General features: G+C 71.8%; 18 protein-coding genes. 12 read left to right on the forward strand and 6 right to left on the reverse strand.

Annotation, left to right across the window (positions count from 1 at the left end; translation table 11 throughout):
- Window positions 1–131 precede the first annotated feature (131 nt).
- Both WMF26_RS35935 and WMF26_RS35940 read right to left on the reverse strand, forming a co-directional pair.
- The gene (locus WMF26_RS35935) at window positions 132–2,624 is read right to left on the reverse strand and encodes a hypothetical protein (protein WP_437996398.1); all 2,493 of its coding nucleotides are present in this window, start codon (window positions 2,622–2,624) and stop codon (window positions 132–134) included.
- Between the two features lie 370 nt (window positions 2,625–2,994).
- The gene (locus WMF26_RS35940) at window positions 2,995–4,113 is read right to left on the reverse strand and encodes a sterol desaturase family protein (protein ID WP_437996399.1); all 1,119 of its coding nucleotides are present in this window, start codon (window positions 4,111–4,113) and stop codon (window positions 2,995–2,997) included.
- Window positions 4,114–4,872: 759 nt separating this feature from the next.
- On the opposite strand from WMF26_RS35940, the gene WMF26_RS35945 reads away from it, so the two are divergent.
- The 10 genes from WMF26_RS35945 to WMF26_RS35990 all read left to right on the forward strand — a co-directional run bounded on the left by WMF26_RS35945 (window position 4,873) and on the right by WMF26_RS35990 (window position 18,217).
- Window positions 4,873–6,255 (forward strand): glycoside hydrolase 5 family protein, encoded by a 1,383-nt coding sequence (locus WMF26_RS35945; RefSeq protein WP_437996400.1) that lies wholly within the window; start codon window positions 4,873–4,875, stop codon window positions 6,253–6,255.
- Between the two features lie 75 nt (window positions 6,256–6,330).
- On the forward strand, window positions 6,331–7,419 hold the full coding sequence (xylF, locus tag WMF26_RS35950) for a D-xylose ABC transporter substrate-binding protein (protein ID WP_061627654.1): 1,089 nt from the start codon (window positions 6,331–6,333) through the stop codon (window positions 7,417–7,419).
- Between the two features lie 369 nt (window positions 7,420–7,788).
- Window positions 7,789–9,669, forward strand: a complete 1,881-nt coding sequence (locus tag WMF26_RS35955; RefSeq protein WP_438002473.1) for a multicopper oxidase family protein — start codon at window positions 7,789–7,791, stop codon at window positions 9,667–9,669.
- A gap of 295 nt (window positions 9,670–9,964) precedes the next feature.
- The gene (locus WMF26_RS35960; protein ID WP_437996401.1) at window positions 9,965–11,932 is read left to right on the forward strand and encodes a multicopper oxidase family protein; all 1,968 of its coding nucleotides are present in this window, start codon (window positions 9,965–9,967) and stop codon (window positions 11,930–11,932) included.
- 240 nt (window positions 11,933–12,172) lie between these two features.
- Window positions 12,173–13,291: a phosphotransferase gene (locus WMF26_RS35965; protein WP_437996402.1), complete on the forward strand. Its 1,119-nt coding sequence runs from the start codon at window positions 12,173–12,175 to the stop codon at window positions 13,289–13,291.
- The gene (locus tag WMF26_RS35970; RefSeq protein WP_437996403.1) at window positions 13,288–13,821 is read left to right on the forward strand and encodes an adenylyl-sulfate kinase; all 534 of its coding nucleotides are present in this window, start codon (window positions 13,288–13,290) and stop codon (window positions 13,819–13,821) included. Before WMF26_RS35965 ends, WMF26_RS35970 begins: the two co-directional genes overlap by 4 nt.
- Complete coding sequence (locus WMF26_RS35975; RefSeq protein WP_437996404.1) at window positions 13,815–15,434, forward strand: protoglobin domain-containing protein; 1,620 nt, start codon at window positions 13,815–13,817, stop codon at window positions 15,432–15,434. The genes WMF26_RS35970 and WMF26_RS35975 overlap by 7 nt, the downstream gene beginning before the upstream one ends.
- Window positions 15,435–15,504: 70 nt before the next feature.
- Window positions 15,505–15,954 carry a response regulator gene (locus tag WMF26_RS35980; protein WP_437996405.1) on the forward strand — a complete coding sequence of 150 codons (450 nt, stop codon included), beginning with the start codon at window positions 15,505–15,507 and terminating at the stop codon, window positions 15,952–15,954.
- Window positions 15,955–16,193: 239 nt separating this feature from the next.
- Window positions 16,194–16,592, forward strand: coding sequence for a CBS domain-containing protein (locus tag WMF26_RS35985; protein WP_437996406.1), 399 nt, complete (start codon window positions 16,194–16,196; stop codon window positions 16,590–16,592).
- A gap of 230 nt (window positions 16,593–16,822) precedes the next feature.
- Entirely contained in the window at window positions 16,823–18,217 is a 1,395-nt protein-coding gene (locus WMF26_RS35990; RefSeq protein ID WP_437332784.1) for a sigma-54-dependent transcriptional regulator, read from the forward strand.
- A 153-nt stretch (window positions 18,218–18,370) separates the two neighbouring features.
- Here WMF26_RS35990 and WMF26_RS35995 read toward each other — a convergent pair whose 3' ends face one another.
- The 3 genes from WMF26_RS35995 to WMF26_RS36005 form a co-directional block, all read right to left on the reverse strand.
- Window positions 18,371–19,492 (reverse strand): branched-chain amino acid aminotransferase, encoded by a 1,122-nt coding sequence (locus tag WMF26_RS35995; protein ID WP_437996407.1) that lies wholly within the window; start codon window positions 19,490–19,492, stop codon window positions 18,371–18,373.
- A 257-nt stretch (window positions 19,493–19,749) separates the two neighbouring features.
- Complete coding sequence (locus tag WMF26_RS36000) at window positions 19,750–20,403, reverse strand: MBL fold metallo-hydrolase (RefSeq protein WP_437950650.1); 654 nt, start codon at window positions 20,401–20,403, stop codon at window positions 19,750–19,752.
- Between the two features lie 123 nt (window positions 20,404–20,526).
- Window positions 20,527–21,795 carry a hypothetical protein gene (locus WMF26_RS36005; RefSeq protein ID WP_437996408.1) on the reverse strand — a complete coding sequence of 423 codons (1,269 nt, stop codon included), beginning with the start codon at window positions 21,793–21,795 and terminating at the stop codon, window positions 20,527–20,529.
- Window positions 21,796–22,702: 907 nt separating this feature from the next.
- On the opposite strand from WMF26_RS36005, the gene WMF26_RS36010 reads away from it, so the two are divergent.
- Window positions 22,703–23,794, forward strand: coding sequence for a serine/threonine-protein kinase (locus tag WMF26_RS36010; RefSeq protein WP_437996409.1), 1,092 nt, complete (start codon window positions 22,703–22,705; stop codon window positions 23,792–23,794).
- A 43-nt stretch (window positions 23,795–23,837) separates the two neighbouring features.
- On the opposite strand, the gene WMF26_RS36015 is transcribed toward WMF26_RS36010, so the two are convergent.
- Complete coding sequence (locus WMF26_RS36015) at window positions 23,838–25,724, reverse strand: amidohydrolase family protein (RefSeq protein ID WP_437996410.1); 1,887 nt, start codon at window positions 25,722–25,724, stop codon at window positions 23,838–23,840.
- Window positions 25,725–26,304: 580 nt separating this feature from the next.
- Between WMF26_RS36015 and WMF26_RS36020 the strand changes: the two genes are divergently transcribed.
- Window positions 26,305–26,589 carry a hypothetical protein gene (locus WMF26_RS36020; RefSeq protein WP_437996411.1) on the forward strand — a complete coding sequence of 95 codons (285 nt, stop codon included), beginning with the start codon at window positions 26,305–26,307 and terminating at the stop codon, window positions 26,587–26,589.
- Window positions 26,590–26,792: the final 203 nt, after the last annotated feature.

The following is a 26,792-nucleotide window of genomic DNA, read 5'->3' on the forward strand; positions in this document are numbered from 1 at the left end:
GGATGGCAGCGCCTGTCTGCGCGCTGGACATCGCGTCGCGCCGCGCTCCGCCCGGCGGTCCTCGGGCGTCGCGGAGCGGGCGCCCCCGAAACCGAGGCTGCGCCGCCCGAGCCCCGAGGGAACACGTCACCTCACGGGCTGCACCCGCTGTCGCAATTCTGCAGGAAGTTGGGGGACGGGCCGGCCGCGCGACGCGCGCTGCGGCTCGCGCCGCACACCGGCGCCGCGATGGTGATGGCCTCGTTCATCCCGAGGACGAGCCGCTCCCCGGCGAGCGCGAGGGACCGCACGGGGCTCGGCGTGGGATAGCGCGCGAGCTCGGTCCCGTCGTCCGCCAGCAGCGCGAGCGCCCCGGCGGACGGTGAGACGATGGCCAACCAGGCCACGGTTCCATCGAAGGAGAGGATCCGCGATGCCTGCATCGGGCTCGGTGCCTGCGACAGGTCGACGTGGTTGTGGACGACGATGTCCTCCCCGTCGCGCCGCAGCACGTAGACGTGCTGGCGATTCTCGATGACCAGGGCGCGGTCGCCGGCGAGGGCCACGGCCGTGAGGTCCCCGGTGCCGGACAGCGTGCCGGTGGCCATCGGTCCAGCGCCCGTCCAGGAGAACCAGCGCAGCGATATCTCGGCCACCAGGTCCTCGTAGTAGAGCTGGCCCAGCAGCACCTCGGCGCGCTCGCCGTCCACGGCGAGGGCCTGGGCCACGCGCGGCGCGCTGGAGACCCGCGGCGCGATGATCTGCTCGGACGCGGGCTCGAGGAGCTCCCCGGCGCAGCGCGCGGGCAGCGCGAAGCGCCGCAGCCGCAAGGCACCCCCGTCGATCGGCGCCGCCTGGAAGAGCTGGCCTGGCGCGGACGCCAGCACCGCAGGACCACCCTCGATCCGCAGCTGGCCAGACGGCGCCAGGAGCCCGCCTTCGCCCGGCCCGAGGCAGCTCAGCACGGCGGTGCCGCCTTCCTGATGCACGTTGGGCTCGCTCGACGGCAGCGTCACGAGATCGAGCGCGCCGGCCTCGGACGGCGCGGGGGCGAGCCGCAGCCGCTGCATGTCCGGCGGAAACACCGTCCCTCCCGCCGTGAGGACGGGCGCCATCGGATCTCCCAGATCCACGCTGTGCACGCCGAAGGGCCCCACCGCCAGGACCGCGCCGTCCTCTCCAGCCCAGATGCGCTCCAGCGAGCCATGGTGGAGCCCCGTCCGGAATCGCATCGCGGCCGAGCCGTCCAGCGCGACGACGCGGCGCCAGGGATGCAAGACGGCGTGTCGCCCCCGGGCCGCGAGCCGGAGCGGAGAGGGCAGCAGGCCTGCCTCGTCGCTCTCACGCACGAGGAGGCTGCCCAGCGCGGACGAGACGCCCGCCGGGCTCAGGGCGTGGCGGTCCACGACGTAGGAGCGGGTGGCGCCGTTCACGCGGAACCACTCGACGAGCAGGTCGTCCTCGAGAAGCGCGAACCCCAGGGGACGGTCCCAGAGATCGGCCCCCTCGTCCGGCGAGAACGACCTCACCGGAGCCGGCTCTTCCGCGCCGTCCAGGTCCGCCACGCGGAACACGTGGATGCTGCCCAGATCCCCGTAGCGCAGCAGCTCTTGCGCGACGAGGTACGTGTCGTTCAGCTGCGCGTGGAAGAAGGCCTGGGAGGCGAAGCGCGCGGGCTTGATGACCGGCCCGGCCGGCGATGACACGTCCACGGGCACGAGGCCGTGCGAGGTCGCGACCCACAGGACGGCTCCGTCCGCGGAGAGGGCGAGCGAGCGGCATGTCCCCGCCAGGAGCTGGAAGGCGTGCGCGGTCTCCTCGACGAGCGCGTCGTCGGCGCCGACGCGCCACGCGCTCACCCACGATCCGGCGCAGGTCCAGAAGCGGTCCCCGCGGCCGGCGCCCCCGACGATGCTGTCGCTGCGCGGGTCCAGCGCGCGCTGGGACAGCGTCGTGATGCGGTCGCCCTCCAGCCCCAGGAGCTCCAGCCGCTGCCGCGTCCCGACGACGACGACACGGTCCGGCCCCAGCGGGACCAACGAGGTGAGGAGCCCGTCCGACCAGTCCCAGCTGCCGAAGTAATGCTCGACGCCGATGTCCAGGGTGCGCTGGCTCAGCCGCTGCAATCCGCCTTCGTCCACCCGGACCAGGGACAGCGACAGGCCGTTCCCACCGAGCCGCTCGCCGAACAGGATCCGGTCGCTCGACAGGAACTCCGCCATGCCCTCCAGCGGAAAGCTGGGGCCTTCGGCCGGCGCCGCGCCGTAGCCCCAACCCGTGCCGTAGATCTCCGCGGGCATCGAGACGGGCACCTCCGTGCACGCGCCGCCCACGCACCGATCGCCGGCCGAGCAGACGTCGCCGCGCCCGCAGGGCGTTCCATCCGGGGCCGCCGGGTAGATGCATTGGCCGGACGCATCGAGGCGCTCGGCCGTGCACGGGTCGTCGTCGACGCACGCCCCTGCCCCGCCGCCGCCACCGCCGTCGCCGCCAGCCCCGCCGCCGCCGTCGTTCGCGCCCGCCCCGCCGCCGGAAGCGCGCGGATCGTCCTCCGGGCGGACATTCGAGGGACATCCCGGCGCCGCCGCGAGGACGACGGCGCTCAGGAGGAGCGCCCGGGCCCACGACCATGCCGGAGTCATCATGTCGCAACTCTCCCTGGAACCGGGTCCATGACGTTCTCCCGAGCGCGACTCTCAGCGAGATCGCCGCTCGGCCAGCTCCACCCGAGGCGGCGTCGACATTCGCGCCGGCGCGGAGAAGAGCAAACCGCTCTCGAGATGCCGATACGCTCCCGGCACCTCGAGACCGATGGATCCGGGATATGCGATCTCGCCATCGATCTCAAGCGCATGCCGGCGGCATTCACGCACGCCGCGGGCACGAGCACGAAATCGACCATCCCCTCTGTCCGCCAACCCCGACGCGGCGGAGCGGGGTTGAGCGTCCGCCGGGTGTCGTCACGTCGACTCGCCCGCCGGCGCAGGCTGGCCGGCCGGCCTGGGCGGCGCGGGCTCAGCCCGGCGGGATCGGCAGCCCCTTCGGCGAGCTCGCGGCCGTCGGCGCGCCCCGCGCCTCCGGCGAGCTCGGCCCGTCGAGCAGCGCTCCGACCGCGGCGAGCGCGGCGACGATGGCGGCCGCCCCCGCCCACAGCGGGCCCCGGGCGAGGCCCGGCGCCGCGTACAGGAACGCGATCGCGCCGAGCAGCGCCGCGAGGAACAGCGCCGCCGCCAGCGCGCGCACCAGCGGGGAGCGCTCGACGTCGTGGAGGACGTAGCCCGGATCGGTGCGCAGCGGGCCCTCCTCGGGCGGGGCCGCCGCGGGCCGGAAGTCCGGCGGCCGGAGCCAGACGAGCAGCTTGCCGGCGAGGCGCGGCTCCGCCGCCGCCATGCGCGCGAGCTTCCGCCACGGGTCGACGTTCGCGCGCAGCGCGCTGAAGCTCGCGAGCGGCTGGACCACGCCGTACCGCGGCGGCGCCCCCTCCGCGCGGAAGGTGCCGAACAGCCGATCCCACACGATGAGCACGCCGCCGTGGTTCCTGTCGAGATACTCGGGATCGACGCCGTGGTGCACCCGGTGATGAGACGGCGTGTTCAGCACCCACTCCAGCGGACCGAGGCGGCCGACGAGCTGCGTGTGGATCCAGAACTGATAGAGGATGTTCAGCGTATACGTCGTGACGACCATCGCGGGCGGGAAGCCGAGGAAGGCGAGCGGCCAGAAGAACGGCCAGAAGAACGCCCGCTGGACCCAGCTCTGGCGCAGCGCGACCGAGAGGTTGTAGTGCTCGCTCTGGTGGTGGACCGCGTGCGCCGCCCACAGGAAGTTCACCCGGTGGCTCGCGCGGTGCGCCCAGTAATAGCAGAAGTCGACCGCGACGAAGCAGGCCAGCCAGCTCGACGCCGCGCCCGGCGGCAGCCGCACGAGCGCGGCGCGCTCGAAGAGGAAGAGATAGACGAGCACCCCGCCGCTCACGACGGAGACGAGCGCCTGCTGGCCGACCCCGCACGAGAGGTTGGCGAGCGCGTCCGAGAAGCGGTAGTCGCGCCGCCCGCGGCGGCGGCAAAGCCAGAGCTCGACGCCGATGAGCGCGAAAAAAGCCGGCACCGCAAACAGGATCAAGCTCGGCGACATTCCCCCGTCCTCCGCGGAGCCGAGCGCCCAGCGGCTCGGCCACGCTCGGCCATTCTAGCCTGAACACCCCCGCCACGCCCGGTGGCGCACCTCACCGGCAGACCCCGGCCGGCGCGTCCCGGGCGCGTTCTTCCGCGATCTCTCCGGCGCGTTCCTCGCGCCGCGCCCGCCGAGCTCCACCGCTCGTTTCGAGCGCCGCGCCCTCGCCCGTGCAGCGCCGCTCGGCGCGACTTCGCTGTTGACGCTGAACCGATTAAGTGGTCTGCCATGAACCGCGCCGGCGCGACGACGACACCCTGAGCGGAGATTTGCATCGGCGCGACACCGGGCAGCTCGCTGTGGCCACGGCAACACGATCACCACGACGGCGGCGCGCCAGCCCGGCGCGCCGCCGCGCGCGGCCGTGTGCTTGCGGCGGCGGCGCTCAGCCACGCTTGAGGAACGACACTCGAACCAGGTAAGGAACGACCGACGATGAAGAAGACCTTGTTGCTCGCTTTGGGTTTGCTCTCCCTCGCCGCGTGCACGTCCGACACGACCGACCCCGCGGCCTCGGGCACCGGGGGCGCCGGGGGCGGCGGCGGCGACGCGACCGGCGGCGGCGACGGCGGAGGCGGGGGCGGCGGCAACGACGCCGCCGGGGGCGGCGGCAGCGACGGCGACGGCGGAGGCGGGGGCGGCGGGGACGGAACCGGGGGCGGCGGGGCGCCCGAGTGCGCCGAGCAACCCGAAAAGTGCTACGTCCGCGCGGAAGGTAGTATGCTCACGCTCGACGGGAAACCGTACAAGTACATGGGCACGAACTTCTGGTCGGCTCCCTTCATCCCCCTCGAGCGCCTGCGCACGGAGCTCGACATCCTCGATGCCCACGGCGTTCAGAACCTCCGCATCATGGCGCTCAGCGAGGGCGACATCCCCGAGTCGCAGCAGAACGATCAGCAGTACGGCCCGCAGCGGATCTTCCCCGCGTCGTCGGACGAGCCGTGCGCCGACCCGAAGCTCGAGGAGTTCGCGGACCACCTGGTGACGGTGCTCGACGAGATCCACAGCCGCGGCATGAAGGCGGTCATGACGCTGAACGACTTCTGGCACTGGTCCGGCGGGATGCCCCAGTACATGAAGTGGGCCCACGAGGAGCCGGGCACCTCCTGCGGGGAGGACTTCGGCGCGTACCAGGTCGGCCTGACCCACCCCGAGACGAACGCCCCCCTGCTCGCGGCCGGCTACGACGTGCCGTTCAACGGCTCGATCCGGTTCCGCGAGGGCACCGGCGAGGACTGCCAGGCCGTGGCCATCAACGAGTGGGCGATCCCCCACTCGGGCACGCTCGACCCGAGCACGAACCCCTGGCCCGACCAGATGGATCTCTCCAGCCTGTTCTTTTGCAACAAGAAGGCACAGGAGTTCTACTTCAGCCGGGCCAAGGTCGTCATCGAGAAGCTCAAGGACCACCCGGGGATCATGGCGTGGCAGCTCGGGAACGAGCCGCGGTCCTTCAAGGGCTGGGGTGCGCTGTTCAAGCTCTGGGTCGAGCGGAACGCGAAGTTCATCAAGGACATCGACAAGAACCACCTCGTCTCCATCGGCTCGGAGGGCGACCTCTCGTACAACTGGGGCGACTACGCCAACAGCGACTACCGGGCCTTCCACGCCGTGTCCGGCATCGATTACCTCACCTTCCACGTCTGGCCGGAGAACTGGGAGTGGTACGACCCGTCGCTGCCGGCCGACAGCACCGCCGCCAGGTCGCTCCAGGCGGCCATCACGAAGAGCAACGGGTACATCGATCTGCAGATCGAGCACGCCAAGGCGCTGAACAAGCCGATCGTCGTCGAGGAGTTCGGGCTCGCGCGGGACGACAAGTCCGAGCCCGTCGCGTCGACGGTCGAGAAGCGGAACGAGTACTACTCGACCGTCTTCGACGCCGTCGTCAACAACCCGGAGCTCGCGGGCGTGAACTTCTGGGCGTGGGCCGGCACCGGGAGGCCGTCGGACGACGGCAACGACTACTGGCTCCTCGGGAACGACTACATCGGCGATCCGCCCCACGAGCTCCAGGGGTGGTACTCGGTGTACGACGACGACACGGAAACGCTCAACATCATCATGAGCTACGCGGACAACATCAACACAATCGAGTAGCCATTTGGCCCGAGCACGGGCCCCTATCCCTCATCTGACTCGGAGGTCACCTTGATTCGTCGCTCCACCTTTCTCATGGCCATGATCTCGCTCGCGTTCTCGACCGGCTGCTCGAAGCCGGCCTCCGAGGGCGAGACGAACGCGGGCAAGACCGATGACAAAGCCCCGAAGACCGCGGACGCCAAGGGTGCGGACAAGAAGAAGATCACGATCGGCTTCTCGATGGATACCCTGAAGGAAGAGCGGTGGCAGCGCGACCGCGACCTGTTCAAGGCGAAGGCCGAGCAGCTCGGGGCGCAGGTGCTCGTGCAGTCCGCGAACAGCGACGACGCCCTGCAGAACTCGCAGGCGGAGAACCTGCTCACGCAGGGCGTCGACGTGCTCGTGGTCGTGCCCCACAACGCCAAGACGACCGCCACCATCGTCGAGTCGGCGCACAAGCAGAACGTGCCCGTCATCGCCTACGACCGGCTGATCCTCGACTCCGACGTCGACCTCTACGTGTCCTTCGACAACGTCCGCGTGGGCGAGCTCCAGGCCGAGGCGCTCGTGAAGCAGGCCGCGAAGGGGAACTACCTCCTCATCGGCGGCTCCCCGACCGACAACAACGCGAAGCTCTTCCGCGAAGGGCAGATGAACATCCTGAAGCCGCTCATCGACAAGGGCGACATCAAGGTCGTGGCGGACCAGTGGGCCAAGGACTGGCAGCCGGTCGAGGCGCTCAAGATCACCGAGAACGCCCTCACCAAGAACAACAACAACGTCACGGCCGTCGTGGCCTCGAACGACGGGCTCGCGGGCGCGGCGGTCCAGGCGCTCGGCGAGCAGAAGCTCGCCGGCAAGGTCGTCGTCTCGGGGCAGGACGCCGAGCTCGCCGCCTGCCAGCGGATCGCGGCCGGCACCCAGAGCATGACCGTCTACAAGCCGATCAAGTCCCTCGCCGAGAAGGCCGCCGAGCTCGCCATCAAGATGGCGAAGAAGGAGCAGATCGGCGAGAAGACGCAGACGGTCAACAACGGGAAGAAGGACGTCCCGAGCGTGCTCATCGCCCCGATCGCCGTGGACAAGAGCAACCTCGCGTCCACGGTCATCGCCGACGGGTTCCACAAGGTCGAGGACGTCTACAAGGACCTCCCGAAGGACCAGTGGCCGGCGGGCAAGTAGCCGGCGGACGAAACCCGCTCTGGCGCCGCGAGCGACCTCGCCGACGAGAGGTCGCTCGCGGTTCCGCCGCTTGATGATCGATGACACGCATCATGTCATCGGACCTCCCATGAGCGCCGTGCGCCTCGACCGAGGCGGATTCCAGCTGGACGAACAGCGCTCGATCGCAGCGCATCGATGGTGATTCGGGACCTGCTCGTGAACGCGCAGGAACCCTAAATCCGGAGCTTCCTGGATGGCTCGGATCCGCGCGGCCGTCATGATGGTCGTGCGCTCGCGCCGCCGATTGCGGCGCAAGGAGATCCGATGTCTTCACTGAATCGACGACTGTTCTTGAAGTACGGTCTGACCGCGACGGGCGGGCTCCTTATGCTCCCTCGCGAGGGCGTCGCGCTCGCGAGCGTCGGCGAATGCGCCTTCGCCCCGGAGTCGGCACCGACGCTGCGCGGCCGCGATATCCCCAAGTACAGGCTGCCGCTGCTCATTCCGCCCGTCATGCCCGAGGCGCGGGGGCGCATCGGCCACGACGGTCCCATCGACGATTACGAGATCGCCGTCCGGCAGATCAGGCAGCGCGTCTTGCCGCCGGATTTCGACCTCACGACGGTGTGGGCGTACGGCTCCGCCCGGCATCCGGACACGTTCTCGTATCCCGGGTGGACCATCGAGGCCAGGTGGCGGAAGCCGGTGCGCGTGACGTGGATCAACGACCTCACCCACCCGCGGACCGGCCGCTTCCTCCCGCACCTGTTCACCGTCGACCCGACCCTCCACTGGGCCAACCCGCCCGGCGGGGTGGACGGCCGCGACACGGCCCCCAGGTTCAGGGGCCCTTGCCCGCCGGATCCTTACCGGGGCCCGGTGCCGACCGTCACCCACCTCCACGGGGCGACCCCGGTCGAGCAGGAGAGCGACGGCTACCCGGAAGCGTGGTTTCTGCCGAAGGCGGAGAACATCCCGCGCGGCTTCGCGAGGACCGGGACCTTCTACGACATCTTCCGGAGGACATCACGGCTCGGGCGCCTGTGGGAGCCAGGGACGGCCGTCTTCGAGTACTTGAACCGCCAGCGGCCGACGGCGCTCTGGTACCACGATCACGCGCTCGGCATCACCCGGCTCAACGTGTACGCCGGGCTCGCCGGCTTCTACCTGATCCGCGGCGGTCCCGACGATCTGCCGAAGGGGGTGCTGCCCGGACCCGCGCCGAGGCCGGGCGACCGTCCGGGCGCCGACGTGTTCGAGATCCCGCTCGTGATCCAGGACCGCTCGTTCAACGCCGACGGCTCGCTCTTCTACCCGAAGAGCCGCGGGCTTCCGCCCGAGCTCGCCGAAGACGTGTACAAGCCGAACGGCCCCGTGGCGCCGTACTGGGTTCCCGAGTTCCTCGGGAACGCGATGCTGGTCAACGGACGGACGTGGCCTTTCCTCGACGTCGAGCAGCGCCGCTACCGGTTCCGCCTCCTGAACGGCAGCAACACGAGGCTCTTGATCCTGAGGCTGAGCAACGGGCTCCCGTTCTGGGTGATCGGCTCCGACGAAGGCTTCCTCCCGAGGCCCGTGCAGACCAACGAGCTCGTCATCGGAAATGCCGAGCGCTGGGACGTCATCGTCGATTTCAGCCGCGTCCCGGTCGGCACCGAGATCCTCCTCCTCAACGTCGGACCGGAGACGCACGGCGGCATGCCGGGCATGTCCGCCGTGGCCGACCCGAACACCACGGGCCAGGTCATGCAGTTCCGGGTGAAGAAGGCGACGAGCAGGGACACGAGCACGCCTCCCGAGAAGCTCGTGCTGCCGGCGTTCGATCCGCTCGGAGACGAGGAGGCGATACGCCGCGTGTCCCTGAACGAGGAGCAGCTGGAAGGCGTGGGCCCGATCCGGAACCTCCTCGGCATCGTCGACGCCGCGGGCGGGCCGGTGCCGCTCCACTGGGACGATCCCATCACGGAGAAGCCCGATGTGGACGATATCGAGCTCTGGGAGCTCCACAACTTCACCGTGGACGACCACCCGATCCACCTCCACAACGCGCGGTTCCAGGTCGTCAACCGGCAGGTGCTCGACCAGTCCGCGCCGCCCGAGCCTCCGTTCCTCGGGGAAGAGGGCTTCAAGGACACGGTCGGCGCGCTGGCCGGTCAGATCACGCGCATCAAGGTGAAGTTCGGCAACCCCGGGCTGTTCGTGTGGCATTGCCACATCCTCGAGCACGAGGACAACGAGATGATGCGGCCTCTCCTCATCAAGCGGTGATGACGTGATCGCCCGCGCGGGTGATCCTCGGCCTCGAGGGCCGCTGGATCGCCTGACAGGTCGGGCGCGCCGCGGCGCACGGCGCCCCGACCGAGGCGAACCCGGTCAGGAAAACAGCGCCTGAGCGCCGCACTCTGCGTGCCATCTCAGGACCCGTTCATGTGGGTCCAGCAACCCCAATCCGGCACCTCCTGGATGCTTGGACCCACATGCCCGCCATCCTACTCCTGCGCGCGCACCACCACCGATGGCGGCGCCAGGAGGTCCCATGCCCTCGTTGAAGCGACGATTGCTCTTGAAGTACGGCTTATCCGCGGCCGGCGGTCTCGTGGTGCTCCGGCGCCATGGGCTCGCGCGCGCTGTCCCTCGCCACGCGCCGACGCTCCACGCCGGGGACATCCCCAGATTCACGCAGCCGCTCGCGATCCCGCAGGTCATGCCGCGGTCGGGCAAGCACTTCGGCCCTGGCGCGTTGGTCGACTATTACGAGATCGCGGTCCGGCAGTTCCAGCGGCACATCTTGCCGCCGGAGCTCGGCTTGCCGCCCACGACGGTGTGGGGCTACGGGTCCATCCATCACCCGGAGACGTTCTCGTATCCCGCGTTCACCATCGAGGCCGAGTGGCGGAGGCCGGTGCGCGTGAAGTGGATCAACGATCTCAAAGATCCCCTGACCGGCCGCTTCCTCCCGCACCTGCTCCCCGTCGACCCGACCCTCCACTGGGCGAACCCGCCCGGCGGGCTGAAGGACCGCGACGCGTCCTGCAAGCACACGCGCCACTGCCCCGAGGGGCCTTACCGGGGTCCGGTGCCGATCGTGACCCACCTGCACGGGATCGCCCCGGTGGCCCAGGAGTTCGACGGCCACCCGGAGGCCTGGTATCTCCCCGCGGCGTCCGATATTCCCCCGGAATACGCGAGGACCGGCACCTACTTCGATTATTTCAAGAAGAATCCCCAGTCGCTCGCGAGCCTGTGGGAGCCGGGGGCTGCCCTGTACGAGTACCCGAACGATCAGCGGGCGGCGACGCTCTGGTATCACGACCACACGCTCGGCATCACCCGCGTCAACGTGTACGCGGGCCCGGCCGGCTTCTACCTGATCCGCGGCGGCCCCGACGACCTGCCGCCGGGCGTGCTGCCAGGCCCCCCGCCGAGGCTGGGCGACTCGCCAGGCACAAGGGTGTACGAGATCCCGCTCGTTATCCAGGATCGCACATTCAAGGACGACGGCTCGCTCTACTACCCGGAGAGCAACGGGCACGACGCCCCGGCCTTCGGGACGTCCCCCGCGCACGACGAGCCGCCGCCGATCTGGGTGCCAGCCTTCGTGGGCAACGCCATGGTCGTCAACGGCCGGACGTGGCCGTACCTGGAGGTCGAGCAGCGTCGTTACCGCTTCCGCGTCCTGAACGCCTGCAACACGCGGTACGTGGGCCTGCGGCTGAGCGACGGGGCCAAGGTCCACAGGTTCTGGGTGATAGGCACGGACGCGGGAGGCTTTCTCCCCGCTCCGGTCGAGGTCGACACGCTCACGCTCGGTCCGTCCGAGCGCGCGGACCTCATCGTCGATTTCACGAACATCCCTGTCGGCGCGGAGATCCTCCTCCTCAACGTCTCCGAGAGCGGGCCCACGCAGGCTCACCTGGCCCACATGGCAGCGCTCGTGGCAGAAGAGCAACGGGACTACACGACCGAGGTGATGCTGTTCCGGGTGGTGCCGGCGACGAGCGTGGACACGAGCACGCCGCCGGACCAACTCACGCTGCCCTGCTTCACCCCGCACGGACCGGAGCGCCTGACACGTCCCCTGCTCCTGACGGAGAAGACGACCGCGCACGATCGCTCGCTCCTGCTCTTGCAAGGGATCATCGATCTTCAGACCGGGCAGCGGCTGGGCCTCAAATTCCACGACCGCATCACGGAGGACCCGGACCCCGGGGACACGGAGATCTGGGAGCTCCACAATGACACCTACATGCCGCACCCGATCCATGTCCACAACGTGGAGTTCCAGGTCCTCAATCGGGAGGACAAGGACACCGGCGCAATTAGCCCGCCGGAGCCCTGGGAGACGGGCTTCAAGGACACGGTGAACGCGACGGAGAACGCGATCACGCGCATCAAGATGAAGTTCCGCCACGAGGGCGCGTTCATATGGCATTGCCACATCCTCGAGCACGAGGACAACGAGATGATGCGGTCCTACCACGTCGGGCCGATCCCGCTCGACCTCCCGCATTTCGGCCGCCCGGACCACTGATCCGCACCTCCCACGACGCCGCGCACGCCTCGCGCGCGGGCGCACGTCCTGCGAGCGCGGCCGCCCCCCCCGGCCTGCCGCCACGCGCGCCGCCCCGCCCGGATCGAGGTCGGCATCTCGCAACGACCCGCCCGACAGCGCGACCAGGCTCATCCGGCACGCGGCCTGCTTTTTGCTCGTTCGGTGGTCCTCGATGGCCACGTCAGCACGTCACCACGCCCACGCGCCCGAGGACACACCATGAGCGCCAAGACGGTATTGCCTGCCGAGCCCGATCCCTCACGCCAGCTCCGCGAGATCGTCGAGGCGGCCTTGCCGGACGCGCGGGTCGAGGAGATCACCACCCTGGGACCGGACGGCGGCCCCGGTCACGACCTGACCGAGAAGGCCGCCGGCTACGGCGTCCCTCGCCGGATCACCGTGGTGAGGCGCGATGGCTCGAGGCAGCGGCTGGTGCTGCACACGTCGACCGCGAACGCGTTCGGGCACGACCGGCGGGCGGATCGCGCGGCGGAGATGCTGCTCGCCTTCGACACCTTCGGGTCGATCCCGGCGCACGTCGAGGTCGTCGACGTCGGCTCGCTGACCCGCGACGGGCGCTCCCTGTCCCTGCGCGACGCGGGCGAGTTCTACCTCCTGACCACCTACGCCGAGGGCGACGTCTACGCCGCGGATCTGCGGCGGATCGCGCGGGAGCGCCGCGCGCGCCCGGAGGATCTCGCGCGCTGCGAGGCGCTCGCCAGCTACCTCATCGCGCTCCACGGCGAGCAGGGCGCGCAGCCGGGCAGCTACCGCCGCGCGGTGCGCGATCTCGTCGGCCACGGCGAGGGCGTCTTCGGCATCATCGACGGCTATCCGGACGACGCGCCGGGCGCGCCGCCCGCGCGCCTCCAGGCCATCGAGCGGCGCTGCGTCGAGTGGCGGTGGAAGCTCCGCGGAGAGGACCACCGGCTCGCGCGCACGCACGGCGATTTCCACCCCTTCAACATCGTGTTCGACGGCGCGTCGCGGCTCACGCTCCTCGACACGAGCCGCGGCTCGCAGGGCGATCCCGCGGATGACGTCACCTGCCTCGCCATCAACTACGTGTTCTTCGCGCTGGACGCGCCCGGCGCATGGCAGGGCGGCCTCGGCGCGCTGTGGCGGCGGTTCTGGGACGTCTACCTCGGCTGGAGCGGCGCCGCGGGCGTGCTCGACGCGGCGGCGCCGTTCCTCGCGTGGCGCGCGCTCGTGCTGGCCAACCCCGGCTGGTACCCCGCGGTCACGCCGCGCGCGAGGGACGCGCTGCTCACCCTCGCGGAGCGCGCCCTCGACGCCCCGCGCTTCGATCCGGCCGACGCCGAGGGGCTGTTCGCGTGAGCGGCGGGGTCGTGTGGATCACGGGGCTCCCCGCCTCGGGCAAGTCCACCCTGGCCGCGCGGGTGCACCGCGCGCTGCTCGGCGAGGGCCGGGCGAGCTGCCTGCTCGACGGCGACGACGTGCGCGACGCGCTCGTCCCGCGGCCCGGCTACACGCCGCGGGAGCGCGACGCCTTCTACGAGACGCTCGCGCGGCTCGCGGCGCTGATCGCGCGGCAGGGGCCGATCGCGGTCGTGGCCGCGACCGCGCACCGCCGCGCCTACCGCGACCGCGCCCGCGCGCTCGCGCCGCGGCTCGTCGAGGTCTACATGGATGTCTCTCCCGAGGTCTGCCGCGAGCGCGATCCGAAGGGGCTCTACCGGGCGGCCGGCGCCGGCGAGATCGGCGCGCTCCCCGGCGCGGGCTCCGCGTACGAGGCGCCGCCCTCGCCGGAGATCGTCGCGCGCGGCGGCGAGGACGCGGCGGCGCTCGAGGCGATCCTGGAGCGCGCGAGATCGTGGTCCGCCGCCGCGAACGTGTGCTCATGGTAGGCTCTGGCGCCGTGCCCGCGCGCGAGACGCTCTTCGACGAGATCAAGCGATACGTTCGCTTCGACGAGGAGGACGCTGCCCGGCTGGCCGCGTTTCACGCGCACGCGGCGCCGCACTTCCCCCGCATCGCGGGCGAGTTCTACGACCGCATCCGCGAGCACGAGGGCGCGCACGACGTCTTCACCGGCGAAGATCAGGTGGAGCGGCTCAAGCGATCGCTCGTCCGCTGGATGACGCGGATCTGCACCGGGCCCTACGACGCGGCGTACTTCGACGAGGCCGCGAAGATCGGGCGGATCCACGTCCGGGTCGGGCTGCCGCAGCGGTACATGTTCACGGCGATGACGCTCATCCGGCTCGCGTTCGACGAGATCGCCGAGGGCGCGCCCTTCGCGCAGGCGATCGCGGTCCGATCCGCGGTGAGCAAGGTGCTCGATCTCGAGCTCGCCATCATGCTGGAGACGTACCGGGACGACTTCCTCGCGCGCGCGCAGCGCGCCGAGCGCCTCGACCGCGAGCAGGTCGGCCGCACGCTCGCGCGCACCGAGCACCGGTACAAGAGCGCCGTCGAGCTCGCCCGCGTCCTCGTCGTCGGCCTCGACGCGCAGGCGGTCGTGCGGCTCTTCAACCGCGAGGCCGAGCGGATCACCGGGTTCGCGCGCGAGGACATCCTCGGCATGCCGTTCGTCGAGGCGCTCCTCCCCGAGGAGCTCCGCGCCGATCACGGCGCGCTCGTGAAGGACGTCGCCGCAGGCCGCCGCCCCGGCGCGGATCTGCTGGAGAGCAGCCTCCGCGCGCGCTCCGGCAAGATCCGCGACGTGCGATGGCAGCTCGCGTACGCCCCCTCCTCCGCGGACGACGAGGTGGTGCTGTTCGCCATCGGGCAGGACACGACCGACGAGAAGGCGCTCGCCGCGCGCGTGCGCCAGAGCGAGAAGCTCGCCGCGGTCGGGACGCTCGCGGCTGGCCTCGCGCACGAGATCAGGAACCCGCTCAACGGCGCGCAGCTGCACGTGACCTTCCTCGAGCGCGGGCTCGCGCGCGCCGGCATGGGGGATCCGGACACCCTGGAGGCGATCCAGGTCGTCCGCGACGAGATCCGCCGCCTGTCGGAGCTGGTGAGCGAGTTCCTCGACTTCGCCCGGCCGAAGCCGCTGGTCGTGAAGCCGACGTCCCTCGTCGCGCTCTGCGAGCGGGCGGCGCGCGTCGCTCCGTCTTCGGACGGCGGCGGCGCGCGCGCCGAGGTGACGGTCGATCTGCCCTCGACCGACGTCGTGCTCGACCTCGATCCCGCGAAGATCGAGCAGGTCCTCCTGAACCTCCTCCGCAACGCGCTCGAGGCGGTGGGCGCGGCCGGCGGCGGCGCCGTCACCCTCCGCGCGCGCCGGCAGCCGCGCCACGCCGTCGTCGAGGTGGAGGACGACGGCCCCGGGATCGCGACCCCGGACGCGCCGATCTTCGACCCGTTCTACTCGACGAAGCCGAACGGCACCGGGCTCGGCCTGGCCATCGCCCACCGCATCATCACCGATCACGAGGGGGCCATCGAGTTCCAGAGCCGCCCGGGGAAGACGCTGTTCCGCGTCACGCTGCCGATCCGCCTGTCCGGCTGAGCTCCCCGCCGCGGCGGCGCGCGCGGGCGGCCCCCCCGGCGCTGGCACGCAAGTTGGTAGATCGCCCGGCGTGGAACCACGCAGCCTCGAACAGCCGCTGATCCTCCTCGTGGACGACGACGTCCGCACCGCGCGCCTGCTCGCGCGCCTGCTCGAAGACGACGGTTTCCGGGTGGAGCTGGCCACCGACGGCGCCCTCGCGCTCGCGCGGCTCGCCCGGACGCCGGCCCCGGACGTCCTGGTGACCGACTTCCGCATGCCCCACGCCGACGGCCTCGCGGTCGCGCGCTTCGCGCGGTCGCTCCGGCCCGATCTCCCGCTCTTCGTGCTCACCGGCTACCCCGAGCTCGTGGCGCGGCTCGGGCGAGGGCTCGAGCCCGAGGCGGTGGTGCACACGAAGCCGCTGGACTACGCCGCCCTGAGCGCCGAGCTCCGCTCCAGCGTGGAAGCGGTGTCCTCTCGCGCCGCCGGCGCGCCGTCGAGCGCCCCTGCGCCGCGCCCCTCCCCCACCCCGGCCTGAGCCCCGGCCTCGCCGGCGGGCGCCCGGCCCGGCGAACGACTTGCGCCCCCGTGCAACCGCTGCGGCCGGTCCCCCCGCCACGGGCAGTGCTCAAAATCGAACATGAAGGCGGGAAGGCGGGAAGCGCGCCCGCGGGCCAGGGCGCGGGACGCCGGGCGCGGAGCGCCGGGCTCGGCCGCCGTGGCGCGCGTCGTGCAACGGATCCGGGCATGTGCCTCAGCCGCTTCGAGCATGGCGCCGTGAGCGCCGATCTCACCGAGACCGCACTCGACGTCGCGCGCCGGATGCGCGACTTCCGCGTGGGCTGCGTCGTCGTCACGCAGGGCGCGCGCGCCATTGGCATCCTCACCGATCGCGATCTCGTGATGCGGGTGATGGCCGACGCGCGCGAGCCCGAGAAGACGCTGGTGTCCGAGATCGTCACGTACGACCCCACGACGCTCCAGCAGTCCGACAGCATCGAGACGGCGCTCCGCCTGATGCGCGAGCGCGGCGTCCGGCGGCTGCCGATCGTCCGCCACGACGGCAAGGTGACCGGCATCGTCACGGCCGACGATCTCACCGTGATGCTCGCCGCGGAGCTCTCCGACCTCGGCGCGGGCATCCGCGACAACGTCGACGCGACCGAGAGCCGCTGACGGCGCCTCGTCGCTTCCGCGAGGCCGCGCGGCGCGCCTCCCTCGGCGACCGCGACGGCGCGGCCCTCGCGCCGGGCCTCCAGCCGGCGCTCGCCGGCGCTCGCCGGCGCTCGCCGGCGCTCGCCGGCGCTCGCCGGCGCGCCGTCGCCGGCGGAGGCGCGCCGCGGCAGAAGGAGGATCGCGACGCCCGAGAGGCGCGGTATCCTCTGGCGGCCTTCGGAAGGGACGACATGAACGCTGAGAAGAGACAGGGCGCGAGGGTGCTCGTCGTGGACGACGAGGCGAGCGCGCGCTCGGGGCTGGAGAAGCTCCTGCGACAGGAGGGCTATGCCGTGGACGCGGCGGCCGACGGCGCCGCGGCGCTCGAGGTCGCGGCGGAGCGGCCGCCGGACGTCGTGGTCACCGATCTGAAGATGCCCAGGATGGACGGGGTGACGCTGCTCGGGAAGCTCCGCGAGCAGGATCCGGCGCTGCCGGTGATCGTCGTCACCGCGTTCGGCGACGTGAGCTCCGCGGTGCAGGCGATGCGGGCCGGGGCCGAGGATTACCTGACGAAGCCGGTCGACTTCGACGCGCTCCTCGTCTCCCTCGAGCGCGCCCTCGAGCGGAGCGCGCTCCGGGCCGAGGCGGAGAACCTGCGCCGGCAGCTGCGCGAGCGCGAGGGCGAGGGCGTCGAGGGGCTCATCGGGGCGAGCCCGGCGATGCAGAAGGTCTACCGGATGGCCCGGCAGGTGGCGGGCGCGCGGGCGACGGTGCTCATCACCGGCGAGAGCGGCACCGGCAAGGGGGAGCTCGCGCGCGCCATTCACGCGAAGGGCCCGCGCGCCAGGGCGCCCTTCGTGACGCTGCATTGCGCGGCGCTCGCGGAGTCGCTGCTCGAGAGCGAGCTGTTCGGCCACGAGCGGGGCGCCTTCACCGGCGCCGACAAGCGGCGCATCGGGCGGTTCGAGCAGGCGCACGGCGGGACGCTCTTCCTCGACGAGGTCGGCGAGATCGCGCCCTCGACGCAGGTGAAGCTGCTCCGGGTGCTCCAGGAGAGGATGTTCGAGCGCGTCGGCGGCAACGACACCGTGTCGGTCGACGTGCGCCTCATCGCGGCGACGAACCGCGACCTCGCGGCGGCCGTGCAGGAGGGCCGCTTCCGGGAGGACCTCTACTACCGGCTCAACGTCGTCCACATCGACATGCCCCCGCTGCGCGTCCGCGACACCGACGTGCTGCTCCTCGCGAACCACTTTCTCCGCCGGTTCGCGGCGGAGAACCACCGCAAGATCGAGGGGTTCACCGACGCGGCGCGGGCGAAGCTCGTCGCGCACCGGTGGCCGGGGAACGTGCGCGAGCTCGAGAACGCGATCGAGCGGGCCGTCGTGCTGTGCGACGAGACGCGCATCGACGCGGAGCACCTCCCCATCGACGCGGCGCCGGTCGCCAAGGGCGCGCTGCGCATCCCGGGCGCCACCATGGCGGAGATCGAGCGCTATGCCATCCTATCGACGCTCGAGGCGACGAACGGCTCGACGACGCGCGCGGCCGAGCTCCTCGACATCAGCATTCGCACCATCCAGTACCGCCTGCACGAATACGGCATGACGGCGAAAGCGAAGAAATCGCAGGCTGCGGAGTAGGCGCGCGCGCCGCGCGGCTCACGGGGCGCGCGGCGGCCGATCGAGGACCGCGCGCGCGGGGCGCCGAGCGAGGACCGCGCGCGCGGGGCGCCGAACGAGGACCGCGCGCGCGGGGCGCCGAGCGAGGACCGCGCGCGGCGCGCGGCCTCCTCGTCAGACCACGTCGTGCATCCAGCCGTACCGGTCGGGGGCGAGGCCGTGCTGGATGTTGAGCAGCGCCTCGCGGAAGCGCGCCGCCACCGGCCCCGTCTCGTTGTTGTGGATGGCGAAGGTCCCCTCGCGGGATTTCACCGCGCCGATGGGCGTGATGACCGCCGCCGTGCCGCACGCGAACGCCTCGGTCATGCGGCCCTCGCGCACCGCCGCGCGCCACTCGTCGAAGGTGACCTTGCGCTCCTCCGCGCCATAGCCGAAATCGCGGGCGAGCTGCATGATGCTGTCGCGGGTGATGCCCGGGAGGAGCGTGCCTGTCAGCTCGGGCGTCACGAGCACGGTGCGGCCGCCCTCCTGGTAGACGAAGAAGATGTTCATTCCCCCCATCTCCTCGACATACCGGCGGTGGACCGCATCGAGCCAGACCACCTGCGCGCAGCCCTCCGCCGCCGCGTTCATCTGCGCGAGCAGGCTCGCGGCGTAGTTGCCGGCGAACTTGGCCGCGCCCGTGCCGCCCGGCGCCGCCCTGACGAAATCCTCCGAGATCCAGACCGTCACCGGCTTCACGCCCTGGGGGAAATACGCGCCCGCGGGGGACGCGATCACCAGGAAATCGTACTCGCGTGACGACCTCACCCCGAGCGCCGCCTCGGTCGCGAACATCAACGGTCGGAGATACAGGCTCTCGCCCACCGCGGCGGGCACCCACGCGCGATCCTGGCGGATCAGGGCGTCGACGGAGCCCACGAACAGCTCGACCGGCATCTCCGGCATCGCCAGCCGCCGGGCAGAGCTGTTGAAGCGCTGCGCGTTCGCCTCCGGCCGGAACGTCTTGATGCGCCCGTCCGGCTGGCGGTACGCCTTGAACCCCTCGAAGATCGCCTGACCGTAGTGCAGCACCATCGCCGCGGGATCCAGCGTGATCGGCGCGTACGGCTTGAGCTGCCCCCGCAGCCAGCCGCCCCTGTCCGCCGCGTACGGGATCACGACCATGTGCTCCGTGAACACGCGCCCGAAGCCGGGGTTCTGCATGCGCTGCGCGCGATCCGCGTCGCCGAGAGGGTGCTGCGTGGGGAGAATCTCGAGATCGACCTTCGTGGCGGGCGCGCTATCGGTGCTCATCGTGCTCGACTTCCGCGACGGACGGCGGTCGACCCCGCTCCAGCGGGCGCGGCGCGCGCTGTCGTCGTGCGGCATTTTTCAGAAGAATCCTGGCGGGATGCAAGCACTTTCTCGCCGGAAAGCGGCGCCGGCGCGCGGGGCGTTCGAGGCGGGAAGGCGGAGAGAACGGCAGGAATTTTCTCCCCGTTTTCCGCCTTCGCGCCCCCGCGATCGCGCGGCGCCGCGGCGCCGCGACGTCGCGACCGACCCACGGCGGATCACGCGCGCAGATAAGGGTTTCTGTCGCGTTCCTCACCGATGGTCGTCGAGGGGCCGTGTCCGGTCACCACGCGGGTCGACGGATCGAGCGTGAGCAGCTTGCCCCGGATGGATCGGAAGATCGCCTCCGAGTCGCCGCCCCACAGGTCGGTCCTGCCGATGCCGCGCCGGAACAGGGTGTCCCCCGTGAACGCCACCGCGCCCGTCGCGGAGAGGGCCAGGAACGACACGCTGCCCGGCGTGTGCCCCGGCGTGTGGAGCACGTGCAGATCGAGCCCGCCCGCCTTCACGAGCGCGCCGTCGTCGAGGTCGCCGTCGAGCTCGCAGCGCTCCGGCGCCGCGATGCCGAGGAACGCCGCCTGCACCGGGAGCATGTCGTAGAGGAAGCGGTCGGCCTCGTGGATGCGCGCCGCGGCGCCCGACCAGCGCTGGAGCGGCGCGGTGGCGCCGACGTGATCGATATGGGTGTGCGTGTGCACGATGGCCGCGACCGTCGCCCCGGCCTGCTCGAGGCGCGCGCGGATCTTGTCGAAATCGCCCCCCGGGTCGATGACCACCGCGGCCTTGCTGGCCGGGTCGACGACGATCGAGCAGTTGCACCCCAGCGGGCCGACGGCAAACGTCTCGAGCAGCACGGGGCGAGCTTGTAGCACGCCGCGCCCCCGCCTCCACGCGCGACGGAGGCCGGGGCGGCGGCGCGTCGACGCCCGGTGGGCCGCGGGGCGCCTCGGGCGCGAGCCGGCGCGGGCGCGGACACCCCGCGCCGCCTGAGGTCGCTATTTCGGAGCGCTCATCAGGGTGCCGCCCGTGCCGAGCCCGTTGGTCCAGTAGACGCGCTCGGCGTCGAGGGCGATGCCGTAGGGCGAAGGCTCCCCGGCGACGAAGGCGCCGATGATGCCGTTCGGCAGCATCCTCATGATGTTCGGCGACGTCGGGTCGGTCCAGTAGACGCCTGTCGCGTCGGCGGCGATGCCCCTCGGGTTCATCAGCCCGGTGGCGATCGCCGTGGGCCGCCCTCCGGTCTTGGCCACGCGCATGACCGTGCCGGTCCTGCTGGTCGTCCAGTACACGTGCGTCGCGTCGACCGCGATCTCGCGCACCTCGCCCTGATCGGCCGCCAGCTCCTTGGGCGGGGTGTTGCTCGTGGCGTCCTTGGGCGCGGACAGCACGCGGCCGCTGTCGTCGCGGATCGTCCAGTAGACGTGGGTCGCGTCGACCGCGAGCGCGTGGGTCGTCCCCTCGCCCTCCGAGATGACGACGAAGGGCCCATTGCCGTTCGAGTCCTTCCGCGCGCGGACCACGGAGCCGCCGCGCTCGCGGTTCGTCCAGTAGACGAACTCGTCGTCGATCGCCACGCCGAAGGGCGCGGCCTGCCCTGCGGCGATGGCGACCGGCTCCTCCTCGCCGCCGATGCGCGTCCGCATCACCTGGCCGTCCTCCTCGCCGCTATTGCCCTGGTTGGCCCAGAAGACGTGGGTGTCGTCGGCCTTGATGTCCGCCGGCTGGATCTGGTTGGTGGCGAGGTTCTTCGCGACTTCGTCGCCGATCACATACTGCCTGACGACGCCCTGCTCGCCGTTGGTCCAGAACATGGTGCGGCGGGAGACCGCGATGTAGAGCGGATCCTGCTGGCCGGAGACGTGGCGGGTCGGCCGGCCGCAGGCGCTGTCCCGGCAGATGCCGTCGCACCTGACGGGGCATGTACCGCAGTGGAGCGCGTCGTTCGTCACGTTGATTTCACAGCTGTTCTGCTCGTCCCCATCGCAGTCGACGTAGACGTCGCCGCACTCCGGCGGCTCGTCGACGATGACGGGCCCCGCGCCCGTGCCCCCCGTGCCTCCGCCCGCGCCCGCCTCGCCACGGCCTCCCTCGCCGCCCTCGCCGCCGGCGCCCCCGTCGCCCGGCGCGCCGCCATCGCCTCCGCCTGCGGAGGTCACGCCCCCCGGCCCGGAGCCGCCGGTAGCGAAGAGGCTCGACGCTTCGGGAGCGGAGCAAGCTGCCACGGCAAGTCCGGAGAAGAGCGCGGGGAGAACGGTGCGACGCATGGTGCTGTGCATGGAAACCTCCACGAATAGAGGCTACACGAGCCCATCGAAAAAACGCATCTGCGAACTTGGCGTGTTGATCACACCGCGTTCGTCCACGCACGACGGGCGCCGATGTGGGCTGCTCGTGGCGCGACCGCCGTGGTCGAGCTCGCGCGCCAGAGCCGGCTCGGCCGTGGCCCTGCCCTCGCGCTCTCCTCCTCTTCATCCTGCCCGCACGCGGGACGCGCGGAACGGAGCCCGGCGGAGTCGCGGGATCTGCCGAGAGGTGGTCGCGCTCCGCCGGCGACGGGCGGCCGCCGCCCCGCGCGGAGCGGAGCGGGAATCTCGCGTCGGCGGGGCGCGGGCGCGACTCCGCATCTCGCGACCAGCGTCTCTCCTCGCGCGCGCCGCCGCGGTCCACAGGCCATGAGGGCTCCTCGCGCGCTGTCCGGCGCTGTCCGGCGCTGTCCGGCCGAAAGCGCGATGAGCCCGCGCCAGGAGCGCAGGAGACGGCGCAGCGGGCGACTCGGCATCACGGAGGAGCGGTCGAATCCCGGGCGAACGGCCGCGAGGGCGCGGAGATCGACGGAGATCGACGGAGATTGACGGAGATTGACGGGCGGCCCCGCGCCGAGCGCGCTGAGCGCCCCTCGCGCGGCGCGGCTCACCCGCGTTCCGCGAGCTCCAGCCTCCGCGCCGCATGAGCCCGCGCGAGCGCGCGTTCCGCCGCCAGGCCGAACCGTGACGATGGCGCCGCGCCCGGAGGGGCGCTACCCTCGGGACGCCCGGTGCGAGCGCGTATGATGTCAGCCAGGGTGGAACCGCTGTTCCGCCGCCAGGCGCCTTGCGGGCGCGGGGCGGCTGCGCGCGCCCTGCGCCGCGGCGCTGCCGGCGCGCTGAGGGCTTGGCCGGGAGGCGCCGCCGCATGAGCGACTCGGTGTACCTCGCGGGCGGTCAGGCGAGCTCGGCGGCACGCGAGCGGGCGATGACGCTCATCGGGCGCACGCTCCTCCACCGCTACCGCATCGAGGAGCTCGTCGCGATGGGCGGCATCGCCGCCGTCTTCAGGGCCACGAAGCTCGCGACCGGCGAGCACGTGGCCGTCAAGGTGCTCCACCCGGACGCGGAGGAGCTGCCGGAGCTCATCGAACGCTTCGAGCGCGAGGCGATCGCCGGGCGCCACATCTTTCACCCTAACGTCGCGGCGGTCTACGAGATCAACCAGCTCGACGACGGCGCGTGGTTCATGGTGATGGAGTTCATCCGCGGCGTCACGCTGCGCAAGCTCATCGATCAGGGCCCCATCTCCCCGCCGCGCGCGGTGAACATCGCGCGCCAGATCGCGACCGCCCTGAACGCCGCGCACGATTTCGGGATCGTGCACAGGGACGTGAAGCCGCTCAACATCATGGTCCTCGACGGGCCGGAGGAGCGCGTCCAGCTCATCGATTTCGGCCTCGCGAAGGTCCCGATCGAGCAGTTCTCGTTCACGACGGACGACGGCTCGCGCCGCTCGCTCACGAACGCCGGGGTGCTGCTCGGCACGGTGGCGTACATGGCGCCCGAGGCGGCGCTCGGCATGCGCTCGGTCGACCGGCGGGCCGATCTCTACGCGCTCGGCGTCATCCTGTATGAGATGCTCGCGGGCAAGCACCCCTTCACGGCGGTGGAGCCCTCGGCGCTGTTCGCCCAGCACCGGTCGACGCTGCCGCCGCCGATCGCCGAGCGCACCCCCGGCATCGTCGTCCCGCCCGCGCTCGAGGCGGTCGTGATGCGCCTGCTCGCCAAGGATCCGGACCACCGCTTCCCCCACGCGCGCGCGGTGCTCGTGGCGCTCGACGCCGCCATCCAGAGGATGAGCGCGCCGGACACGAGCCTCGCCATCGGCGCCCCGACCAGCCTCCGGGCCGCGGCGAGCTTCATCGAGCGGCGGACCTCGCGCGCCGTGCTCGCCGGCGCGGGGCTCCTGTTCTTCGCGCTGGGGACCGTGATCGCCTGGATGCTCGCGTCGCGGTGAGCGCGGCGCGGCGAGGGACGCCGCGCGCCGCGCCCGGAGCGGCCTAGTCGCAGACGCCCACGGGGAGCCCCGCGATCGCCGAGCGGTCGACGCACTTCTTGCCGCCCGGGCACGCCCGGGCGCGCGCTCCGCGCGGGTCGCAGAGGTCCTTGCACGTGCTCGACGCCTCGTCGCACTGGCTGCCGGGCGCGCACGCGAAGAGGGCGTCGCACCGCTGCCCGCCCGAGCCCGCGCCCGCGTACCAGCACGAGGTCGCGCCGTTGCCCAGGAACACGCACGCGGCGCCGTTCTCGCAGTCCTGCGCGAAGAGGTCGCAGCCGTCGCCGTCCACGCACGAGCCGCCCGTGGGCGAGCCGCCGTCGAAGACGCACGCGCTCCCCGGCGCGCAGGCCGAGGGGCGATCGCAGATCGCGGCGCAGCGCTGATCCGCGCTGCACGACAGCGCGTCGCCGCACTCCGGCGCGCCGAGGCACGTGTCGCCGCGGCCGGCGCCGGTCCGCGGCTGCCTCGAGAGGCTCGTCCCGCGGGGCAGCGCGAGCGCGTCGCGATCGAGGAGGACGCCCGATTTGTAGACGCGCGAGACCCGCTCGAGCGCGCGGGCGTCGGCGAGCGGATCGCCGTCGACCACGAGCACGTCCGCGAGCGCCCCCTCCTCGATGCGCCCGAGGTCGGGCCGCCCGAGCACGTCCGCGGCCGCGCGCGTCGCGGCGGCGAGCGCGTCGATCGGCGGCATCCCCGCCTCGACGAGGAGCGCGACCTCGCGGCGCAGGGCGAGCCCGTGGAAGACCGCCGGGTTGCCGGCGTCGGAGCCGGCGGCGATGGTGACCCCGGCGCGGTAGCAGGTCATGAGGTTCTCGACCCCGCGCGCGCGCCACGCCGCCACGAGCTCCTTGTAACGAGCTGTCCTGAGCTCCGCGATCAGCGACGGATCGCGCAGGGCGGCGATCACGTCGGCCGGCACGTCGTCGCCGAGGGCGGGGTCGTCGAGCTCGGCGAGCGCCCCGTGGGCCGCGCGGTAGAGCCCGTCGGTCAACGCGAGCGTCGGGATCACGACGGCCCCCGCGGCGGCCATCCGGCGCGCGAGCTCGGGCGAGATCCGGTCCTGGTCCGGGACGTGCGCGAAGCGCGTCACGCCGGCGTCGAGCGCGACCTCGACGTCGTCGGCCGAGGTCGCGTGCGCGATGACCCGGACGCCCGCGGCCCCGGCGGCCTGCGCGATCGCCGCGACGGAGTCGGGCGAGAGGCGCGGGAGCGGCCGCGCTCCCCCGGACTCGAGGACGATCTTGATGACGTCGGGGGCGGCCGGGAGCAGCGCCTCGAAGGCCCCGGCGACGTCGGCGGGAGCGTCGATGAAGAGGCAGAAGTCGCCGGGCGGGCTGCCGTGAACGCAGGGGTGCCCGCCGGTCGCCGTGAGCAGCGGTCCGGCGGCGAAGAGCTGCGGCGCGAGGACCTCGCCGGCGCGGGCGCGCGCGCGCTGCTCGAAGATGACGTGCTGGAGCGAGCCGAGGTCGAGGTACGAGGTGACGCCCGACCGGAGCATCGCCTTCGTGTGATCCTCGAGGTGGAGGTCGCCGTCGTGGTACGCGTAGGGCCCGGCGGCGCTGAGCGAGTGCACGTGGAGGTCGATCAGCCCGGGGAGCACCGTCTTTCCGGCGACGTCGACGATCTCGCCGCCGACGATCTCGGCGTCGCGCTCGTCGAGGACGACCTGCTTCACCCTGTCGCCCTCGATCACCACCGTTGCCCTGGCCGCGCGCGCGCCGTCGAACACCGTGCCTCCCTTCAGCACGGTGCAGCCCGCGCACCCCGCCTCGGCCAGGCCCTGCGGGGAGGAGCGCTCCGCGGCGCCGCAGCCTGAGAGCCACGTCGCCGCGGCGAGGAACCAGAGAGATAGACCACCTATCGCAAGTCCGAGCGAAGTACGATGCATGACACCCCTTTGCGGACGAGCGCCGAGCGCCCGGGAGGAGGCGGGCCCGGTACCGGACAGGGGGGAGGAAGGCAATTAATGAGACAGCGCTCATGGCGCGATGGATGCGCGCGCGCAGGGCGCCGCGTTATCCAGGGTTCTTCGGCGGGCGCGGAGCGACGCGACGGAGGCGGTTCATCCCCGACGTCCCCGGCGGCTCTCCGGCCCGAGCGGAGGGGCGCCAGAGCACCGGACAGGCTGAAAGTCAGCCAGGTTCAACACGTCACGGCGCCCGCCGGATCTGCCGAGGAGCGAGCTGGAAGAGCACGGCGTGCAGCGAGAGGAGGGACCGCGAGGGCGCAAGAGGCGCAAGGAGACAGAGATGGATTATATTCTCCTCTCCCCCTTGCGTCCCTTGCGTCCTCGCGTTCCTCTTCCCATGCGTCGATTTTCGCGGGAGCTCAGCGCGACCGGCGCTCTGGAGGTCACGAGCGACCTTGGCAAACGGGCCCCTGCCAGGGCGACATCCGTCGCCATACAACGAACCATCGGATTGACGAAGAGCCTTTGCCTGTCTCACGTACTCGTGGGAGGCTCTGCGATGAGTGACTCGAACAACGGTAATGGTGCGCCGAAGGATCTGGATGTATCGATAAAGGAGCTCCGCAACGCCATCGACGATCTGTCGAGCAAGCTGGAAGCAATGGAGTTGGCGAATCCGGCCAGCTACAACTGCGGCGGCTTCTGCGGCGGCTACTGCGGCCACAGCTGCGGCGGCTATTGCGGCGGCTACTGCGGCGGCAGGTGCGGCGGTCGGTGCGGCGGCAGGTGCGGCGGCAGGTGCGGCGGTCGGTGTGGCGGCAGGTGCGGCGGCCGCTGTAGCTAGCCCAGAGGGCCGGCGGGGCCGATCGACGGCTCTCCGGAGGAAGACGAGGATCGTGAGGAATCGAGAACGACATCTTCCCGTCTTGCTGGGCTCACCACGTTCGGGCGCGCTGGCGCGCCGGCCGCACGCGAGGCTCGTCTCTCCTTGGCTTGTCGGAACATCGCTCGTTGAGCGCCAGAACTGAACCTCTTTACCGAAGGCGC

It is taken from the genome of Sorangium sp. So ce185, assembly GCF_051526825.1.
In the GTDB taxonomy this organism is placed as follows: Bacteria; Myxococcota_A; Polyangia; order Polyangiales; family Polyangiaceae; genus Sorangium; species Sorangium cellulosum_D.

Excerpts from the sequence above, each read along its gene's own strand:
- WMF26_RS35965 (WP_437996402.1), top strand. The coding sequence starts at position 12,173 with ATGAGCGCCAAGACGGTATTGCCTGCCGAGCCCGATCCCTCACGCCAG.
- WMF26_RS35975 (WP_437996404.1), top strand. The coding sequence starts at position 13,815 with ATGGTAGGCTCTGGCGCCGTGCCCGCGCGCGAGACGCTCTTCGACGAG.
- WMF26_RS35945 (WP_437996400.1), top strand. The coding sequence starts at position 4,873 with ATGCTCACGCTCGACGGGAAACCGTACAAGTACATGGGCACGAACTTC.
- WMF26_RS36010 (WP_437996409.1), top strand. The coding sequence starts at position 22,703 with ATGAGCGACTCGGTGTACCTCGCGGGCGGTCAGGCGAGCTCGGCGGCA.
- WMF26_RS35990 (WP_437332784.1), top strand. The coding sequence starts at position 16,823 with ATGAACGCTGAGAAGAGACAGGGCGCGAGGGTGCTCGTCGTGGACGAC.
- xylF (WP_061627654.1), top strand. The coding sequence starts at position 6,331 with ATGGCCATGATCTCGCTCGCGTTCTCGACCGGCTGCTCGAAGCCGGCC.
- WMF26_RS36005 (WP_437996408.1), bottom strand. The coding sequence starts at position 21,795 with ATGCGTCGCACCGTTCTCCCCGCGCTCTTCTCCGGACTTGCCGTGGCA.
- WMF26_RS35940 (WP_437996399.1), bottom strand. The coding sequence starts at position 4,113 with ATGTCGCCGAGCTTGATCCTGTTTGCGGTGCCGGCTTTTTTCGCGCTC.
- WMF26_RS36015 (WP_437996410.1), bottom strand. The coding sequence starts at position 25,724 with ATGCATCGTACTTCGCTCGGACTTGCGATAGGTGGTCTATCTCTCTGG.
- WMF26_RS35955 (WP_438002473.1), top strand. The coding sequence starts at position 7,789 with ATGCTCCCTCGCGAGGGCGTCGCGCTCGCGAGCGTCGGCGAATGCGCC.
- WMF26_RS36020 (WP_437996411.1), top strand. The coding sequence starts at position 26,305 with ATGAGTGACTCGAACAACGGTAATGGTGCGCCGAAGGATCTGGATGTA.
- WMF26_RS35935 (WP_437996398.1), bottom strand. The coding sequence starts at position 2,624 with ATGATGACTCCGGCATGGTCGTGGGCCCGGGCGCTCCTCCTGAGCGCC.
- WMF26_RS35995 (WP_437996407.1), bottom strand. The coding sequence starts at position 19,492 with ATGAGCACCGATAGCGCGCCCGCCACGAAGGTCGATCTCGAGATTCTC.